17 protein-coding genes are annotated in these 16757 nt (G+C 70.8%); 9 read left to right on the top strand and 8 right to left on the bottom strand.

Annotation, left to right across the window (positions count from 1 at the left end; translation table 11 throughout):
- Window positions 1-9 precede the first annotated feature (9 nt).
- Window positions 10-150: a morphogenic membrane protein MmpA gene (gene mmpA, locus ACI2LP_RS31140; RefSeq protein WP_404727879.1), complete on the bottom strand. Its 141-nt coding sequence runs from the start codon at window positions 148-150 to the stop codon at window positions 10-12.
- A gap of 71 nt (window positions 151-221) precedes the next feature.
- Window positions 222-914 (bottom strand): endonuclease V, encoded by a 693-nt coding sequence (locus ACI2LP_RS31135; RefSeq protein ID WP_404727878.1) that lies wholly within the window; start codon window positions 912-914, stop codon window positions 222-224.
- A 206-nt stretch (window positions 915-1120) separates the two neighbouring features.
- Between ACI2LP_RS31135 and ACI2LP_RS31130 the strand changes: the two genes are divergently transcribed.
- Window positions 1121-1420: a YciI family protein gene (locus ACI2LP_RS31130; RefSeq protein ID WP_404727877.1), complete on the top strand. Its 300-nt coding sequence runs from the start codon at window positions 1121-1123 to the stop codon at window positions 1418-1420.
- Window positions 1421-1439: 19 nt separating this feature from the next.
- Here the strand turns inward: ACI2LP_RS31130 and ACI2LP_RS31125 are convergent, their stop codons facing one another.
- Window positions 1440-2582, bottom strand: a complete 1143-nt coding sequence (locus ACI2LP_RS31125) for a WD40/YVTN/BNR-like repeat-containing protein (RefSeq protein ID WP_404727876.1) — start codon at window positions 2580-2582, stop codon at window positions 1440-1442.
- Window positions 2583-2735: 153 nt separating this feature from the next.
- Here ACI2LP_RS31125 and ACI2LP_RS31120 point away from each other — a divergent pair, with 153 nt between their 5' ends.
- Window positions 2736-3152: an SsgA family sporulation/cell division regulator gene (locus tag ACI2LP_RS31120; RefSeq protein ID WP_404727875.1), complete on the top strand. Its 417-nt coding sequence runs from the start codon at window positions 2736-2738 to the stop codon at window positions 3150-3152.
- An 83-nt stretch (window positions 3153-3235) separates the two neighbouring features.
- Here the strand turns inward: ACI2LP_RS31120 and ACI2LP_RS31115 are convergent, their stop codons facing one another.
- A complete protein-coding gene (locus ACI2LP_RS31115) occupies window positions 3236-3913 on the bottom strand; it encodes a GPP34 family phosphoprotein (RefSeq protein ID WP_404727874.1) in 678 nt (225 codons plus the stop codon).
- 274 nt (window positions 3914-4187) lie between these two features.
- Between ACI2LP_RS31115 and ACI2LP_RS31110 the strand changes: the two genes are divergently transcribed.
- The 3 genes from ACI2LP_RS31110 (at window position 4188) to ACI2LP_RS31100 (ending at window position 7813) form a co-directional block, all read left to right on the top strand.
- Complete coding sequence (locus ACI2LP_RS31110; protein WP_404727873.1) at window positions 4188-5831, top strand: ABC-F family ATP-binding cassette domain-containing protein; 1644 nt, start codon at window positions 4188-4190, stop codon at window positions 5829-5831.
- 114 nt (window positions 5832-5945) lie between these two features.
- Window positions 5946-6722: a dimethylargininase gene (gene ddaH / locus ACI2LP_RS31105; RefSeq protein WP_360866135.1), complete on the top strand. Its 777-nt coding sequence runs from the start codon at window positions 5946-5948 to the stop codon at window positions 6720-6722.
- A gap of 116 nt (window positions 6723-6838) precedes the next feature.
- Window positions 6839-7813: an acyl-ACP desaturase gene (locus tag ACI2LP_RS31100; RefSeq protein WP_404727872.1), complete on the top strand. Its 975-nt coding sequence runs from the start codon at window positions 6839-6841 to the stop codon at window positions 7811-7813.
- A gap of 238 nt (window positions 7814-8051) precedes the next feature.
- Here ACI2LP_RS31100 and ACI2LP_RS31095 read toward each other — a convergent pair whose 3' ends face one another.
- A complete protein-coding gene (locus ACI2LP_RS31095) occupies window positions 8052-11447 on the bottom strand; it encodes a hypothetical protein (protein WP_404727871.1) in 3396 nt (1131 codons plus the stop codon).
- A gap of 141 nt (window positions 11448-11588) precedes the next feature.
- Entirely contained in the window at window positions 11589-12386 is a 798-nt protein-coding gene (locus tag ACI2LP_RS31090; protein WP_404727870.1) for a VOC family protein, read from the bottom strand.
- Window positions 12387-12559: 173 nt separating this feature from the next.
- On the opposite strand from ACI2LP_RS31090, the gene ACI2LP_RS31085 reads away from it, so the two are divergent.
- Genes ACI2LP_RS31085 through ACI2LP_RS31070 form a run of 4 tightly spaced genes read left to right on the top strand, consistent with a single transcriptional unit; the run spans window position 12560 to window position 15389 of the window.
- The gene (locus ACI2LP_RS31085; RefSeq protein ID WP_404727869.1) at window positions 12560-12862 is read left to right on the top strand and encodes a hypothetical protein; all 303 of its coding nucleotides are present in this window, start codon (window positions 12560-12562) and stop codon (window positions 12860-12862) included.
- A complete protein-coding gene (locus ACI2LP_RS31080) occupies window positions 12855-14078 on the top strand; it encodes a hypothetical protein (RefSeq protein ID WP_404727868.1) in 1224 nt (407 codons plus the stop codon). The genes ACI2LP_RS31085 and ACI2LP_RS31080 overlap by 8 nt, the downstream gene beginning before the upstream one ends.
- Window positions 14079-14088: 10 nt before the next feature.
- Window positions 14089-14781 (top strand): hypothetical protein, encoded by a 693-nt coding sequence (locus tag ACI2LP_RS31075; protein WP_404727867.1) that lies wholly within the window; start codon window positions 14089-14091, stop codon window positions 14779-14781.
- A gap of 20 nt (window positions 14782-14801) precedes the next feature.
- Entirely contained in the window at window positions 14802-15389 is a 588-nt protein-coding gene (locus tag ACI2LP_RS31070) for a hypothetical protein (protein WP_404727866.1), read from the top strand.
- 9 nt (window positions 15390-15398) lie between these two features.
- Here ACI2LP_RS31070 and ACI2LP_RS31065 read toward each other — a convergent pair whose 3' ends face one another.
- Together ACI2LP_RS31065 and ACI2LP_RS31060 are read right to left on the bottom strand one after the other, a co-directional pair.
- Entirely contained in the window at window positions 15399-15644 is a 246-nt protein-coding gene (locus tag ACI2LP_RS31065) for a WhiB family transcriptional regulator (protein WP_404727865.1), read from the bottom strand.
- A gap of 104 nt (window positions 15645-15748) precedes the next feature.
- Entirely contained in the window at window positions 15749-16543 is a 795-nt protein-coding gene (locus ACI2LP_RS31060; protein WP_404727864.1) for a VOC family protein, read from the bottom strand.
- Window positions 16544-16757 lie beyond the last annotated feature (214 nt).

Below are 16757 nucleotides of genomic sequence, written 5' to 3'. Positions count from 1 at the left end.
CGAGGGGAATCAGCCCCGCAGCGCGGAGAAGACCATGGAACCCACCCAGGCGAAGCCCGCCAGTGCGGACAGAATGAGCACGATCGTCACGGTGCGCTCAACGGGGCGGGTGGTGGATTCGGCGGCGCTGTTCGTCGTGTGAGTCGTCATGCGCAGGAGCATGCCGATCACGGCCGGTTCCTGACATCCGCTCAGATACTCAGTTCCCCCGGCTCGGGTACCTAGGTACGGGCCGCCACGAGTGCGCGTCGGCACAGCCGGTCGGCGAGGCGGGTGCTCTCGGGGAGCCGGTAGCGGGAGGCGAGATGGAGCGTGTGCGCGCAGGCGTTGTCGAGGGTGGTGCGATGGCCGACCGAGACGAAGACCGGTTTGACGCCGTCCTGGGTGCGCACCGCCCGGCCCAGCTCCTCGCCGTCGTCGGCACGCAGCGCGGCGAAGTCCCCGCGGCGCGGGCCGAGTTCGCCGTAACTGAAGACGAAGGGGTTCTTGGCGACGCCGATCACCGGCAATCCCGTCAGCACGCCGAGATGGCCGGCGAGCCCGAAGCGTCGCGGGTGCGCCCGGCCGTAGCCGTCGCAGACCACGAGACCGGGGTCCGTGGCGAGGGATTCCAGGGCGGCGAGCACGGTCGGGATCTCCCGGAAGGCCAGCAGCCCCGGTACATAGGGAAACGCGACCCGGCCGACCGCGGTGGCCTCCTCGACGACGGTGAGCGTCGCGGCGTCCAGCACGACGGCCGCCGCGGCGACGATGTCGTGCTCGTCGTCGTACGCCACATCGACGCCGGTCACCAGACCGGTGGCGGGCGGCGGCCCCGGCTCGTCGAGGATGACGCGGGTGCGCAGTTCGTCCTGGACAGCAAGGGCCGCGGCCTCGTCGGCGGGCCAGTCCGCGGGCGTATCGATGATCTTCATGGTGCCGCCCAGCCTAGGTCCTGTCCGGTCGATCAGGCCGGATCAGTGAGCGGGGTCTGGTGCGTGCAGATGCAAGGCGGAGGAAGGAGCCCACGCGGAGCGTCGGCGACTGACGACAACGCAGCAGATGTGCGTGCCAGGGCACGCGAGCCCGGCAAGATCGGCCGGACAGGGCCTACGACCCTTGCTGGCGTAGCCTGGCGATCATGTTCGTACTGGAATTGACCTACACCGCGCCCGTCGAGCGCGTCGACGAGCTGCTCGATGCGCATGTGGCCTGGCTGGACGCCCTGTACCAGGAGGGTGTGTTCATCGCCTCGGGGCGCAAGAACCCGCGCGACGGCGGAGTGATCCTGGCCGTCGGGGACGACCGCGCGACGATCGAGAAGATCGCGGCGGCCGACCCCTTCACGGTCGGCGGCGTGTGCGAGTACCGGATCACCGAGTTCATCGCGACCAAGACCGCGCCCGAACTGGCTCGGTACCGCCAGCAGTTGCCCTCGTAGAACGATCGCGAGAAGCGGCTCAGAACTCCAGCCGCGCGACGCGGCCCTTCTCGCCCGAGGCCCAGCACCCGAAGTCGGGCGTGCAGTCGACCGTGTCGAACGAACCGGTGTCGACGGTGCGCCAGCTGCGGCCGCCGTCCAGCGTCAGATCGGTTCCGGTCGGGCCCACGGCCAGCGCGCCGGACCTGCTGTGCGGCAGCCAGGCCACGCCGGAACGGTAGGCGGGCGGCGGCGTCTTCGACTGCTGCCAGCTGCGACCGCCGTCCGAGCTGACCGCTCCGGCCAGCGGGGACACCTGGTCGCCGCGGTAGTCGCCGCCGACGGCGATGCCGTGGGCACGGTCACGGAAGGCGAGCGCGAAGACCCCGCGTGCCGGATCCCCTGCCGGAATGGTCGAATCGGCGACGGTCCAGTTCAGACCCCGGTCGGCGGAGTGCAGCACCCGTGCCGTGGCGCCTCCGCCGGTGGCCAGCCAGACGTCCTTCGGCCCGGAGCTGACCAGGCACTGGCCGCCGGCGGCGAAGGCCGCCTCGCCCGGCAGCGCCGCGGGCATCCCGGCGCTCGGCAGCACCTTCCACGACGTGCCACCGTCGCCGGTCGACAGGATGCGGTACGCGCCGTCCACCGGGTCGCTCATCGCGAGGCCGTGGCGGCTGTCGAAGAAGGTGATGCAGTCGTAGAAGGCTTTCGGGTCGGTGTTGCGGAAGGACTCGGTCCAGCTCGCTCCGCCGTCGTCGGTGCGGAAGACCCGGGACGCCTCGCCCTCCCCGATGGCCAGCACCACCGCGCGCCGGCTGTCGAACGCCTCGACGTCACGGAACTCCAGGTCTCCCGCTCCGGACGGGGAGACATTCCGCCAGCTGCGGCCGCCGTCCGCCGTGCGCAGCACCGTGCCCTTGGAGCCCGCGACCCAGGCGATCTTGCGGCTGACGGCCGCGAGGCCCCGGAACCGTACGTCTGCGCCCGTGTTCTTGAGGCTCCAGCTCGGCCCCTTCGAGCCGGCCACGTCCCCACCGGCCGCGTCCCCCGCCGCGTCCCTGCCTGCCGCGTTGCCGCTCGTCTTGTGCTGGGCTGCCTGCGCCGGTGCGGCCAGCACCGCGGCCACCGCCGCCGCGCACAGTCCCACCGACACCGTTCGTCTCGTCTTCCCCTTGGACGTCATGGCGCTGGAAGCTAGCCCACGGGCCATATCCCGTCCAGGGTGCGCCGGGCGGTGACGCAGGTCACTCGCTCACCCGATGCACGGATTGAGTAAAACCGACGTCTCTCCCGGTGTAAGGGAGGCGTTAGCGAGCCGCGCACGAAGGAGCAGGCCTTGTCCACCGTCATCGAGCACGCCGTGCAGGCCCGGCTGGTCGCCGCGGCGCCCCAGATGGAGTCCGTCGCGGCGACACTGCGGTACGACCGCGAGGATCCCTTCGCCGTACGCATGGCCTTCCCGCCCCCGGCGACGCTGGAGGGCAACGAGGTGTCGTGGGCGTTCTCGCGTGAGCTGCTCGCGGCGGGCATCGACGCTCCGGCCGGCGTCGGCGACGTGCGCGTCAGGCCGTTCGGCTTCGACCGTACGGTGGTGGAGTTCCATGCCCCGGAGGGCGTCGCGATGGTGCATGTCCGCACCAGCGAGCTGCGCCGCTTCCTCAAGCGGGTCCAGGGCATGGTCCCCAGCGGCCGTGAGCACCTCTACCTGGATCTCGACCACAATCTGGCCGAGCTGCTGCGCGACGCCTGCTGACCCACCCCCCGGCCGGCGGCCGGACCTACGCCGGACCGCCGCCACCGGCAGGATCCGGCATCTCCGTGCCGTCGGGCGCGGCGTCAACTGCCGCCCATGGCCCCGGTGGCGGGCGCCGACGTCACCGCGACGGCCATCACGGCCCGCACCTCCTGGACGATCTTCTTCAGAGCGGGCGCGGCCATGCCGCTGCGTTCCGTCAGTGCCTCGATGCGGGCCTTGTGGCGCCCCCGCTCCCTGCTGTCGGCGAGCGTGCGCAGTTCCGCCGCGGCCGCGAGCGCGACAAGGGCCGCGTCCTGGTCCGAGATCTCGGCCACCGCCGCCGGACCGACGAGCACCGTCCGTACGTCCTCGCGCATCGACTTCACGACATCGACGCGGTCGAGTTCGTAGTGCGCGGACGGGAAGAGGCCGAGTACCCGCCTGCGCCGCTTGCGCAGATAGCCCGCCGCGGTGAGCTGAGTGCGGACGGCGTCGAGGGTGTACGCGGAGTGGAACGTCAGCCAGCGCCGCCACCCGCGGGGCCTGGACTCCTCGATCAGCTCAAGGAGTTTGTCGAGCGGCAGGTCACCGGTGCGGTTGTCACCGATGGGCCGCACCACCCCGCCGTCGTCCGTGAGCATGCCGCGCTGCGCGAGCTCGGCGAGCGCCCCGGCCCGTACGAGAAGGGCGAGGTGAGGGGCGCCGACGAGCGTCATGCGCTCGGTGTCCCAGGACAGGAGATAGAGCCGCGCGGCGAGCGAGAGCGATCCATTGGGCACAGCGCTCACGATAATTCGTTGACGGTGACGGGGCCCGCTCGTACGGTGTACAGCAGTCCTGTTGTCGTCGATTGGAGTAGGACGTTGCTCGTCTGAGGTCATGAGACACCGTGCGTCACAGCTTCTTTGAGCATGCTGTGCGCGCCGCGTGCGACCTCGGCGTTTCGAGCCGTCCTCCCCGACCGGGACCTTCTTGGCCTCCCGGCGGCCGTCGTACGCATCAGCGGTGTCTCCACCTGTTGCCCTTGCCCCTTCACGCAACCGGGAGACCCTTATGTCTACTGCCCCTTCTCACATCACCTGCTCCTCACTCTCCTTCGCCTGGCCGGACGGCACCGGCGTCTTCGACGACTTCCAGCTGGCGGTCGGCCCGGGCCGCACCGGCCTGATCGGCCTCAACGGCTGTGGAAAGTCAACTCTGTTGAAGCTGATCGCCGGCGAGCTGACGCCGACGGGCGGAGCGGTCCGCATCGCGGGCGAGGTCGGCGCTCTGCCGCAGAACCTGGTGCTCGACACCGCTCTGCGCGTGGACGAGGTCCTCGGCATCGCGGCCACCCGCGCCGCGCTGCACGCCATCGAGGCGGGCGACCCCGGCGAACAGCACTTCACGGCGGTCGGCGACGACTGGGACGTCGAGGAACGCGCTCACGCCGCCCTCGATCAGCTCGGGCTCGGCCACATCGGGCTCGACCGCACCATCGGCGAGGTGTCGGGCGGTGAGGGCGTGCTGCTGCGGCTCGCAGCTCTGCTGCTGGCCCGGCCCGATGTGCTGCTGCTGGACGAGCCGACGAACAATCTGGATCTGTACGCGCGCCGGCGGCTGTACGACGCGGTCGCCGCCTGGTCCGGAGTGCTGGTCGTGGTCAGCCACGACCGTGAACTGCTCGAACTGGTCGACCAGATCGCCGATCTGCGGGACGGCGAGGTCACGTGGTACGGCGGCAACTTCTCCGGGTACGAGGAGGCGCTCGCCGTCGAGCAGGAGGCCGCCGAGCGGCTGGTGCGCGTCGCCGAGGCCGACGTACAGCGGCAGAAACGCGAACTGGCCGATGCCCACCTGAAGTTGGCCAAGCGTGTGCGCTACGGCCAGAAGATGTACGACACCAAGCGGGAGCCGCGCGCCGTCATGAAGATGCGCAAACGCACCGCCCAGGTCTCGGCCGGCAAGCACCGCATCATGCATACGGAAAAGCTCGCGGAGGCGAAGGAGCGCCTCGACGAGGCCGTGGACGCGGTCCGCGACGACGACGAGATCCGTGTCGAGCTGCCGTTCACCAAGGTCCATCCGGGCCGGGGCGTACTGCGGCTGAGCGAGCTGCGACTGCGCTACGGAGCCGAGGTGAAGGGAGAGTTCGAGGTGCGCGGTCCCGAGCGGATCGCGCTGGTCGGACGCAATGGCGCGGGCAAGACGACACTGCTGCGGACGATCACCGGCGAGCTGGAAGCGGTCGCGGGCGAGGCGGTCGCCGAGGTGCCGCTGCGCTTTCTGCCGCAGCGGCTCGATGTGCTCGACGACGGGCTGAGCATCGTCGAGAACGTGACGCGGTTCGCGCCCGACGCCACCAACAACCGGATCCGGGCGCGGCTCGCCCGCTTCCTCTTCCGGGGCGCGCGGGCCGATCAGCCGGCCGGGACCCTGTCGGGCGGTGAGCGGTTCCGGGCGGCGCTCGCGGCGCTGCTGCTCGCCGAACCGGCGCCGCAGCTGCTGTTGCTCGACGAGCCGACCAACAATCTGGACATGGCCAGCGTGCGGAAGCTGACCGAGGCCCTGGAGTCGTACGAGGGAGCGCTGATCGTGGCGAGTCACGATGTGCCGTTCCTGGAGTCGATCGGCATCACGCGCTGGCTGCTGCTGGACGGGGAGCTGCGTGACATCACGGCGGACGAGGTGCGGGAGGGCGAGCTGCCGATGGCGTGAGGATCACCGCGGGTACTGCGGAGTAAGTACGCAGCGCCCGAGGGCTGGACTGGGACCCGGGGCGGCGGGTCATGATGGGCCGACCAGACCCGTGACACCCGTGGAGAACCCCTCGTGCCGAGCAAGAAAGCCCTGATCCGCCGACCCAGCCCGCGCCTTGCCGAGGGGCTTGTCACCCATATCGAGCGCTCCCCCGTCGACGCCGAGCTGGCCCTGGAGCAGTGGGAGACATACGCGACGACGCTGCGCGAGCACGGCTGGGAGACCGTCGAGGCGGAGCCGGCCGACGACTGCCCGGACGGTGTGTTCATCGAGGACACGGTGGTGGTGTTCCGCAATGTCGCGCTGATCGCCCGGCCGGGGGCCGAGTCCCGCAGGCCGGAGACGGCGGCCGTGGAGGAGACCCTGGCCCGGCTCGGCTGCTCGGTGAACTGGGTGTGGGAGCCGGGCACCCTCGACGGCGGCGACGTCCTCAAGATCGGCGACACGATCTATGTGGGCCGCGGCGGCCGTACGAACGCCGCGGGCGTCCAGCAGCTGCGCGCCGCCTTCGAGCCGCTGGGCGCCCGGGTCGTGGCCGTGCCGGTGACGAAGGTGCTGCATCTGAAGTCGGCCGTCACCGCGCTGCCGGACTCCACCGTCATCGGCTACCCGCCGCTGGTCGACATCCCGTCCGTCTTCCCCCGCCATCTCCCGGTGCCGGAGGAGTCCGGCTCCCATGTGGTGCTGCTCGGCGGCGGAAAACTGCTGATGGCGGCGAGTGCGCCGAAGACGGCCGAACTGTTCACGGACCTCGGCTACGAACCGGTCCCGGTGGACATCAGCGAGTTCGAGAAGCTCGAAGGCTGCGTGACCTGCCTCTCGGTCCGCCTCCGCGACCTGTACGCATAACGGAACGTAACCGGACATCAGCCATCCGGGCTTGGCCCATGGCTTACTGCGGCTTTAACCTACGGTCTCGTAACCTACGAATACGTAGGTAACTCTCCCGTCCCCCTGGAGCACCCGTGACGATCACCTCTCCCCACCTCGGCAGTTCGGAAGCGTGGACTGACGCCCGACTGCTGTTCGCGCTGGAGGAGGTGGTGGAGAAGGAACTCAACCGCCATCTCAAGGTCGCCAAGGACTGGATGCCGCACGAGTACGTCCCGTTCACCGACGGCCGCAACTTCCCCGGCCTCTTCGAGGACGGCCTGGCCTGGGAGCCCGAGCAGTCCAAGGTCACCGACATCGGCAAGATCGCGCTGGTGGTGAACCTGCTGACCGAGGACAACCTCCCCAGCTACCACCACGAGATCGCCTCGCTCTTCGGCCGCGACGGCGCCTGGGGCACCTGGGTGCACCGCTGGACCGCGGAGGAGGGCCGGCACGGCATCGTGATGCGCGACTATCTGCTCACCTCGCGCGCGGTCGACCCGGACAAGCTGGAGGAGTTCCGGATGGCGCACATGGCGGAGGGCTTCGAGTCCGACAACCGCCACTCGATGCTGCACTCGGTGGCGTACGTCGCCTTCCAGGAGCTCGCCACCCGCGTCTCGCACCGCAACACCGGCCATCAGTCGGGCGACCCCGTCTGCGACCGGATGCTGGCGCGGATCGCGACCGACGAGAACCTGCACATGGTCTTCTACCGGAACCTGCTGGGCGCGGCCTTCGAGATCGCCCCGGATCTGACGATGCAGGCCGTGCGGGACGTCGTCGTCAACTTCCGGATGCCGGGACACGGCATGCCGGGCTTCGAGCGCGCGGCCGCGCAGATGGCGATCGGCGAGATCTACAACATGCGGATCCACCACGACGATGTGCTGCAGCCCGTGCTGCGCTTCCTGAAGGTGCTGGACATAGACGGGCTCGGCCCGGAGGGCCTGAAGGCGCAGGAGGAGCTCGGGCTGTACATGGGCGGGCTGAACTCCGAGGCGACCAAGTTCGACGAGAAGCTCGCGGCCCGCAAGGCGCGGATGGCGGCGCGGGCGGCGGGCTGATCCGTCCGGCAGGCCTGGGGGCGGCGGGCTGCACCGTCCGGCGCCCCCCCCGGCCAGCGGCTCGTACCCCCCGCCGCATGCCCGGGCGGCGTCCACCGCCCATAGCGCCCCGCCGCTCTCCCGCGCCGTCCGGCGACACACCGCGGCATGCCGAGCCTCGGGGCACCCCCGTCAGGCGACTCACTGAGCCCTCCAGCACGCCCGGGGGCGACTGCCGAGCCGTCCCGCCCGGCACCGGCTATTCGTACGCTGTCACCCTGCCCAGGGCCGCATCGCGCACGTCCGCGTCCGCATGGCGGCGCAGTGTCCGCAGCTGGGCCCGCCACGGCCCCGTCCAGGACGTGCGTCCGCCACCGGCCGAGGTGAGCGTCACCGCGAGGAGCCCTTCCGTGCGGCCGCCGGCCTCGGTGAGCCGCCGGGCGGCGGCGAGCAGCGTCCCGGGATCGCCCGGCCGGTCGGTGCCGCCGAGCCTCTTGTCCAGCACGTCCGTGGTGCGTACGACGAGGGCGGGGCGGCTCTCATGCAGCCGGACGAGCCGGGCGATGGCGGCATACAGCGCCGCCGGTGCCGCGTCCAGGTCGAGGGATTCCACCAGCAGTGTCGCGGCCTGCGGCACAAAGGCGTCGTGGCCCGCGAGCAGCTCGGCCGCAGCCGTCAGCACCGGTCGTACCGTGCGGGGCCGCGACACGGTCTGCCGCGAGAGCCGCGTCACGAGGTATTCGATCCGGCGGCGCGCGGGCCGGTCCCGGTCGACGCCCGCGTCGGCCGTCCCCTGCTCTTCGGCAGTGACCAGCTGCTCTTCTGCCGTGACCAGCGCCTGGAGCGCCCGCTCCACGGCACGGCCCGCCTCCGGCCCGGAGGCCGCGGCGGAGGCCAGTCCGTCGGCCGCGGCGGACCAGGACTGCCGGTCGGCCAGGTCGGTGATCGCGGCCGCCAGGACCGCGGAGGCGTCCGGCGACCAGGGCACCCAGCGCGCGAGCGCCGCGTACGCGAGGGTGACGAGCTCCCTGTCCCCGGTGTCGCACACGTCCCGCACCAGACGGGCGTAGCGGGGCCTGTCCGACTCCGGGAGGTCCATCGGCAGCACCCTGAGCACGGCGGTGCGCGCCGCCGTGTCGCCTGACGCCGCATCGTTCAGCAGCTGCCAGGTCCGTTCGTCGCGGAGCAGCGGCGCGGCGAAGGCCACGCACGCGGCCCGCACATCGGGGTGCTGGTCCTTCATGGCGTGCGCGTCGGCCAGCAGCCCGGCCGCCTCGGGCAGCGGCAGCCGGGTGGCAGCCAGTCGTACGGCCTCCTTGCGGCTGGTCACCTTTGCGGCGCCCGGTGCCATTACGCCGCCCAGCAGTGCGCCGAGCACTGACGGCTTCGCATACCGGGAGGCGCGGGTGGCCGCGTGGACGGCGACGCGTGCCCGGTCGCCGCCCGCGTGGCCGAGGAGTTCGGGCAGTGCATCGGCGGGCCGGTCGGTCCATGCCAGTGCGGCGAGCGCCGCCTCCGAGAGCACCACCTCGGACGACCCCGTCCAGCGCCGCACGGTCTCCCCGCCCAGGGCGGGGATACGCGCCGCGGCCGCGAGGGCGGACGCCCGCGCGTGCAAGGGGAGCGAGTCATCGCGCACCGCACGCTCCAACTGGCGTGCGGCGGACAGCTGTTGACAGGCGGTCCAGCGATGGACGTCGGCACCCACCGGCACGGTCCAGTGGGTGCCCTTGGTGAGGAAACGCCCGTACGGTGGGGACTCGCTCAGGAGCAGGTCGAGCAGATCGGTGCGGCGCGAGGTCAACACCTGTACGACAGCGGGGAGTACCGCAACAGACGCCTCGTGGTTGAGCAGGAGCTCAACGCGCCGGTCGCGTTCGGCGGACGGTTCGAGCCAGAGCCCGACGGCTGTCTGCGCGGTGCTGTTGCTGCCGAACCGAACGGCCTGCCAGAGCAGGTCCTGCAGCCCCGGCAGGTCGGCCGCACGCCGGCCGACCGCGCGGGTGAGCGCGAAGGCGAGAGAGAAGTCGGCCTTCTCCGCGCCCGCCTCGATCCAGGGGTGCAGCGCCTCGAAGACCGTGTGCTCCTGGCCATGGCGCAGGGTGCGGTCCAGTCGGCCGAGATCCGCGCCGCCGGTGCTGCCCGATATGCGTACGAGAGTGCGCAGCGCCCAGTTCACCAACTGCCGTCGGCCGGCGGCGGCATGTTCGCGCAGTACGGAGAGTGCGAGGCGGCTGAGCGCCTGACGCGTGTCCGGGGACGAGTCGCGGGCCGCCACGGCGTCGGTGGCCACGCGGTCGAGATGCGGCTCCGCCTCGTCGGTGAAGAGCACCGGCCGGGTGTCGGCAAGTGCGCGCATCGCGGCCGAGCGCACCGGATCCTGTTCGTTGCGAAGCCGCGCCATCTCGCCCAGTACGGCGGTGACGGCGTCGGGTTCGCCGGAGCGGCCGGCGTTGCGGATCAGCAGCGGCCAGGCCTCCGCGCGGTCCTCCGCCGACGCGCGGTGCGTGGCCGCGATCAACTGCTCGCGCGCCTGCGCTACAGGCAGATAGGACTCGGCGAGCAGCACCGAACTCCAGCCCGCTCCACACTCCTTGGCCCGGTACGCCATCCGGCGCGCCTCGCCGGCGACGTAGTTGCGCGGCAGTACGTCGAGCAGCTCGGCGTTCACGGGCTGGGCCTCGCGCCCGCGACCGGCGAGCACGGCCTCGTAGAAGGCGCCGCGGCGGCCCGGCGGGTGGGCGGCGATCAGCCGGGCGAACTCGTCGTGGTTCGCGGCCATGGCCGTGCCGAGATCGACGAGCAGGCTCTCGGGGGTGTTCCGGGCGAGGTGTCGCAGGACAGCGGGGCGCAGTGTGGTGCTGCGGCGGATCGCGTGCCCCTCGGGGGCGAGCAGCATCCGTACGAGACGGGCCGGGTCCGCCTTCGCCAGTACCCCGGTCTTCGCGCGCAGCGGAAAGGACAGTGACCCGGGGCCGTAGCGCTCGAACAGGTCGAGGACACGCAGGGGTTCGGCGTCCGTGACCGCGGCGACGGCACTGGCGTACCGCTGCCACCAGCCGTCGCGCAGCGCCTCCGGCAGCGCGGAGAGCTCACGCTCCGCCACGTCGAGGAGGGTGCCGGGATGGCGGGCGGCGAGCCCGGTCCAACCGCGTACGGCGTGGAACAGGGCGGGCAGCAGCCGTTCGACGGTCGCAGCCCCGCAGCCGGGCAGCAGGCGGGCCGCCTCCACATCGCCCCAGGTCTCCCGGATGCCGTCGACGACCCGGTCGGCGAGCACGGAGCGGCGTTCGCGGACCATCGCGCGCAGCAGCTGCTTGCGTACGGCGGTGGGGGCGTCGTCGAGGGCGGCGACAAAGGCGTCGTCCGGCACACCGAGACTCGCGGCGACCCTCAGGGCCTGGCCCCGGACGAAGGAGTACGGGTCCGCGAGCCGCGCGCCGATCCACTCGGCATCCCCGCCCACGGCGGCCGCGACGACGGCGAGCCCGCGCTCATAGGGGCCCCGCCCGTCGAGCTCGGCGAGCAGCGGGCGCAGCTCCGCGCGCTCCATCTCCCGTGTCCGCGCGGCGAGTTCGCGCATGCGCAGGGGGTACGGGAGGGGCTCGAGCACATCCAGGAGGAGGTCCGCCCGGTAGCGGGGAGTGTGGGCCATGCGGGGAATTGTGCCTGCTGACGAGCTGCGAACCGCAGTGATTGCCCCACCCGGCATGATCGACCGGCACAGAACGCACGGGCCGCCCGGCAGATGGCGCGGCCCGGGCCCCAGCGGCCCGGGCCGGTCCGGTACGACGGCTCAGGACACGTCGGTCGTCCTGGGCGCATCCCCCCGGGTCGTGTTGAGGTCAATGACGGAAAACGCCGCACCCTGCGGGTCGCTCAGCGCGGCGAACCGTCCGAACGGGGTGTCCATCGGCCCGAAGCGCAGCACTCCACCGCGTTCGGTCGCCTTCGCCACCGCCGCGTCGCAGTCCTCGACTCCGAAGTAGACGTTGAGGTACGGCGGTACCTCGGGCGGGAACTCCTCCCCCATCTTCATCCGCCCCAGGACCGTCTCGCCGCCGAGGGCGAAGAGCTTGTAGTCGATCGCGTCGTCGTCCATCCGCTGCACGCCGTAGGGGAAGACAGCGGGCCAGAAGGCGTCCGACTTCTCCGGCTCCCGGGTGAAGATCTCGGCCCAGCTGAAAGCGCCGGGCTCGTTCTTCTTCTCGAAGCCTTCGTGGGTGCCGGCCTGCCAGACGCCGAAGATGACACCGCCGGGGTCGCGGGCGAGCAGCATCGAACCGAAGTCGCCGACCTGCATCGGCTCCATCAGAACCTCGCCCCCGTTGTCACGGATCTTCCCGGCAGCGGCGGCGGCATCCTCGGACGCAAGGTACAGACACCAGGCGGACGGGCCTTCCTGCCCGGGCATCGGCGGCACGACGGCGGCCACGGCCTTGCCGTCCGAGTACGCCTGTGTGTAGTTGCCGTACTCCGACGACGCCTCGCCGAAGGTCCACCCCAGCACGTCACCGTAGAAGCTCTTGGCACCCTCGACATCGCTGAACATCGCGTCGGCCCAGCACGGTGTGCCCTCAGGTTGTGCGGCCATGACCACGACTCTCTCTCCTGCTCGACGAATGGTCCGTCTTCACGCTAGCCAGCCGACCACCAACCCGCGCGCCGAGCAGGAGGGCGGGGCGGTGGCTTCCGCCTCGCCGGGCTCACCCGTGTGAGGGACACGGTTTATCCAGGTATGGCGATGATCTGCAAGTGTGGTCCGTCATGGATCGTGATCTTCAGGTGGACACCGACCAGTTGGGCCGTTTCTCGCGTGCGCTGGGCCGTTCGCTGACGTCGCTCGCGGAGGCGAGACAGGCGCTGGAGCACGTACGGGCCGACCAGGTGGGCACGCGGGAGCTGGACGAGGCGTGCGACGGCTTCCAGCGGCGCTGGACGCAGGGCGCGGAGCAGCTGGGCGCGCGGATCCAGGCGGTGCACGACGGCGTGAAGCTGAGCCACGAGGGCTACGCGCAGGTCAGCAAGGCGATCGAATCGGCCTTCAAGGCGGTGGACGGGCGTGCCTGAGTACCCGCATCTGGGCTGGGACCCGGCGCCGGGGAGCCCGTCGGCGATCGCCGCGCTCCAGAAGAAGCTCAGCACATCGGCGACGGCACTGGGCACGGCGCACCGTCTGGTGGACGAGTTGCTGGGCGAGAGCACGTACTGGCGCGGCGAGGCGGCGGAGGCGTTTCGCGGGGCGCTGGACGGGGATCTGCCGCGGCACCTGAAGAACGCGCACAGGTCGGTGTCGAAGGCGGCGTCGAGACTGCGGGTGTGGCACGACGACCTGGTGGGCTACCAGGCGACGGCGAGACGGTACGACACCAGGGCGAAGCTGGACGCGGCGGCGCTGACGAGGGCGGAGTCCCACGAGGAGAACGTCCGCGCGGCGCAGGACCTGCCGGAGGCGGAGCTGAGGGCGGCGGGCGAGGCGGTGACGAAGGCACGGGAGGCGCTGGAGTCGGTGCGGAGGCTGGCGCGGGAGCTGGAGGAGACGCACAGGGTGGGGGCGGGGCGGGTGGCGAGGGCGCTGAATGAGGCGACGGAGCGGTTGGCTCCGCCGGAACCGAGTGCTCTGGGTAAGGCGATCGATTGGATCGACGACAACTTGGGCGACTCCCTGAGCCTGTTGTCCGCCACGCTCGGACTCGTCGCGATCTTTGTCTCGGCCCCTGTCGCCGTGCCGCTACTGTTCGCCGCCGCCGGACTCAGCCTCGCGGCACTTGTGTCGCACGCAGCTGATCCGAAGCACGGCGCCGCCCTGAAAGCGGGTCTCACGACGGGCAGGCTCGACAGTCAGTTCTGGTCCAGTGCCGTCACACTTTCGGGGGATGCCCTGGGAGCGCTGCCGGGCGTGGGTGCTGTCGCGCAGGGCGCCAAGGGCTTGGCTACGGCGACCCGGACAGGTATCGCCGCCGAGCATGGCGCCTCGGCGACACTCAGCAGCGGAGCCCGCGCCTTCGGGACCGATTCCGTGGCAGCCATGCGCGAGGCGAACGAGGCACCGACGCCAGTTCTGGACTGGGCAGTCCGACGGGCGGGGGCACGGAGTGAAACTCCCATTCAGGCCGGTGTAGCAGGTTCGGCCGTGGTCACGTCGGCTGTGGGATTCACTCCGGCCAACGAGAACGACACCGTCAAGAACACCGCGACGACGGTGGACGGTTCGCGTCTCGCCGTGTCAGACGCCCCGGGAGCCGGGGTCTCTGCGGCCCGCACGTGGGCTCAACTTGCCCGATAGGAGCACTGACATGGCACACGCCCCCATCATGGAGCCGCAGTCGACCTGCTGGTTTCGTCTACCGCCGGGATTCATCGACCTGGAACCAGGTGCATGGGAGGCACTGGAGGCACGAATGAGCGATGACCTCGCATTCCTGCACCAGGACGCCAGATTGCGGGGAGAACTGTCACCGCGGGCACGCGTGCTCCTGGAACTGCTGGCCGACCTGTACGACCAGGGCATGATGCACTTGGCCTTCGGCATCCATACCGGTGTCGGCCAAGGCGTCTGCACCTCCGTGCTCTCGCTGTCAGACGTGCCCACCGACGCCGCCACACATGCGTTGGCCGCAGCTCAATGCGGCCTTCAGCTCGTCGCCCACCCGTTCGGGACTGTCCTGCGCCGTGATCTCGTGGATCTTCCGTGCGACATGCCTGCTGCGCTCGTGACCTGCCTCCTGCCTGAGCCGCCCGATCACGTTCGCGAGAAGAGTGCGGAGATTCCCTCCAGCGGTTCGTGCGTGTTCCAGGCACGTTTGGGCATTGTCCGTCCCTCGGGTTCGCGGATCGTCCTCATCGACCTCACTACGACGGAGGTCGAGCTGGCGGACGAGTACACGGAAATCCTGCTCGGCATCGGGCGGACCATCAGCTTCACCGACCCAACTCCTCAGTCTTCGGCTCCGATGCGTCACAGCCGCGTTCTGGAGGTTCTCCAGTGACACCGCCCCCATCTTCGCCGATGGCCAGGACCGCTTTCGACCATCCCCAGACTGTGGCGGCCTACCGCAGGCTGGTGCGCAGGCGTCAACTGTGGCTCGCCGGTTTTGTGGTCGCGTCGATCGCGCTCCTCTTGGGCGGCGAGGAACTGTCCGTCACGGACCGGGCCATCCCCCTCTTCGCCACCATGCTGTTGACGGCACCGGTTCTCGTGCTGATGGCTGCCCTGGCACTGATCTACACGCCACGAACCGCGCGCATCCTCCGCACCTACCCGTGGCGCGCGTATCCGTGCCGCTATCCACGACGCGGGCAGCGCCGGGACTTCGCCATGGCCGTAACCGTCGCCCCAGGCCGGGAAGTCCTGCTGCACACCACCCCGTACCGCTGCAATCTGGAGCACAAACTCAATGCGCAGCCGGACACCATCTGGTTCGCCGGCGACCCGGAGGGCGGTGGGGTCGCGTCCCCGGTCGGGGGCCACTACCCGGTCCGGGCCGTGCGCACGCCGATGCGAGACGGGCAACGCCCGCCACTGCCGCCGGCCGACGCACTGGCCGAGAGCGCAGGACTGGCAAGGGACGGGCGGTACCTGCGGTACTGGTTCTGACGCCGGGCTTCAGCCCTGCGCCCGCTTCAGCCGGTACCGCTCCTTCTCCGACAGCCCGCCCCACACCCCAAATTTCTCGTCGTTGTCCAGCGCATACTCCAGGCATGCCACCCGCCCCTCGCACGCCCCGCACAGCTGCTTTGCCTCCCGCGTCGACGAACCCGGCGCCGGGAAGAAGAATTCCGGGCCCGCCTGGGCGCACAGCGCGGTCTCCTGCCAGGAGAGTTCTTGGTCGGTGATGGTGTTGATCGGCATGCGGCACACATTTCCCCGTGCCGATAAACGCCGGGTCAATGAAGCATCAACGTCCCCACGCCCACCACCTCGACCGGCACCCCCGACCGCACCCCCGAACCGCATCAGCCCTCCGCCTGCACCCCCTGCATCAACGCGAAGCGCCCGCCCGCCGGGTCCGCCAGTTTGGCGAAGCGGCCCACGCCCTCCATGTCGACGGGGGGCATCCTGACCTTGCCGCCCAGTTCCCCGGCCTTCGCCACCGACGCGTCGCAGCCCTCGACCTCGAAGTACGGCAGCCAGTACGGCCCTTCCGTCTCCACCGGGTCCGAGGCCAGCGGGACGATGCCGCCGAACATCGCCTCCGCGCCCGCGCCCGCCGGGTTCACCATCGTGTACGAGCCCGTCCCGTCCGGGAACGGCATCGTCGATGTCTCCCAGCCGAAGACACCGCTGTAGAAGCGAAGACCCGCGCCTGGATCGGAGGTGTACAGCTCGGCCCAGCACAGCGAGCGGGGGTCGTTCACCACGTCCAGGCCCTTGACCTGGCCCGGCTGCCACGTCGCGAAGGCCGCGCCCGCCGGGTCGGTGAAGACCGCCATGCGGCCCAGTTCGAAGACGTCCATCGGTTCGAAGACGACCGAGCCGCCGCCCTGCACGACCGCCTTGGCCGTGGCGTCGGCGTCGGGCGACTGGAAGTAGAGGGTCCAGCCCGGCCCGCCCTGTTCGGGAGCAACCGTCATGCCGCCTGCGACCGTCTTGCCGTCCAGCTGGAACATGCCGTAGCCGCCGGCTTCGGGGCCCGCGGACTGAAAGGTCCAGCCGAACAGGCCGCCGTAAAAGGCGCTCGCTGCCTCGATGTCGGGCGTGCCGAGGTCGATCCAGTTCGGGGTGCCCGTGACAAAACGGGTGGTGAGCATGGTGCGCTCCTTCTGGGAATCCCGTTGTCCTGTCGTGATGAGTCTGCGCCCGATCCCGGCCCACCGCACCGGTACGCCCCGGTACGGGCGGCCCCCTCGCCGGTCAGATCACCCGGCGTCCTGTGTGAAGCGACCGAGCAGTGCGTCCAGACCTGCGGCCAGTCCCTGTGGCCCGCCGTGTTCGGCGAGAGCGGGGGCGGCCTCCCGGAGTCTG

Source organism: Streptomyces sp. NPDC019890 (assembly GCF_044903445.1).
Lineage (GTDB): Bacteria > Actinomycetota > Actinomycetes > Streptomycetales > Streptomycetaceae > Streptomyces.
The sequence above is the reverse complement of the archived record's forward strand: the minus strand, read 5'-3'. Positions and strand labels throughout refer to the sequence as shown.

What these genes read in the sequence shown, in the direction of transcription:
- ACI2LP_RS31065 (WP_404727865.1), bottom strand. Translation starts at nt 15,644, where the DNA reads ATGCCGATCAACACCATCACCGACCAAGAACTCTCCTGGCAGGAGACC.
- ACI2LP_RS31135 (WP_404727878.1), bottom strand. Translation starts at nt 914, where the DNA reads ATGAAGATCATCGATACGCCCGCGGACTGGCCCGCCGACGAGGCCGCG.
- mmpA (WP_404727879.1), bottom strand. Translation starts at nt 150, where the DNA reads ATGACGACTCACACGACGAACAGCGCCGCCGAATCCACCACCCGCCCC.
- ACI2LP_RS31070 (WP_404727866.1), top strand. Translation starts at nt 14,802, where the DNA reads ATGGCCAGGACCGCTTTCGACCATCCCCAGACTGTGGCGGCCTACCGC.
- ACI2LP_RS31125 (WP_404727876.1), bottom strand. Translation starts at nt 2,582, where the DNA reads ATGACGTCCAAGGGGAAGACGAGACGAACGGTGTCGGTGGGACTGTGC.
- ACI2LP_RS31060 (WP_404727864.1), bottom strand. Translation starts at nt 16,543, where the DNA reads ATGCTCACCACCCGTTTTGTCACGGGCACCCCGAACTGGATCGACCTC.
- ACI2LP_RS31130 (WP_404727877.1), top strand. Translation starts at nt 1,121, where the DNA reads ATGTTCGTACTGGAATTGACCTACACCGCGCCCGTCGAGCGCGTCGAC.
- ACI2LP_RS31085 (WP_404727869.1), top strand. Translation starts at nt 12,560, where the DNA reads ATGGATCGTGATCTTCAGGTGGACACCGACCAGTTGGGCCGTTTCTCG.
- ACI2LP_RS31075 (WP_404727867.1), top strand. Translation starts at nt 14,089, where the DNA reads ATGGCACACGCCCCCATCATGGAGCCGCAGTCGACCTGCTGGTTTCGT.
- ACI2LP_RS31090 (WP_404727870.1), bottom strand. Translation starts at nt 12,386, where the DNA reads ATGGCCGCACAACCTGAGGGCACACCGTGCTGGGCCGACGCGATGTTC.
- ACI2LP_RS31110 (WP_404727873.1), top strand. Translation starts at nt 4,188, where the DNA reads ATGTCTACTGCCCCTTCTCACATCACCTGCTCCTCACTCTCCTTCGCC.
- ACI2LP_RS31095 (WP_404727871.1), bottom strand. Translation starts at nt 11,447, where the DNA reads ATGGCCCACACTCCCCGCTACCGGGCGGACCTCCTCCTGGATGTGCTC.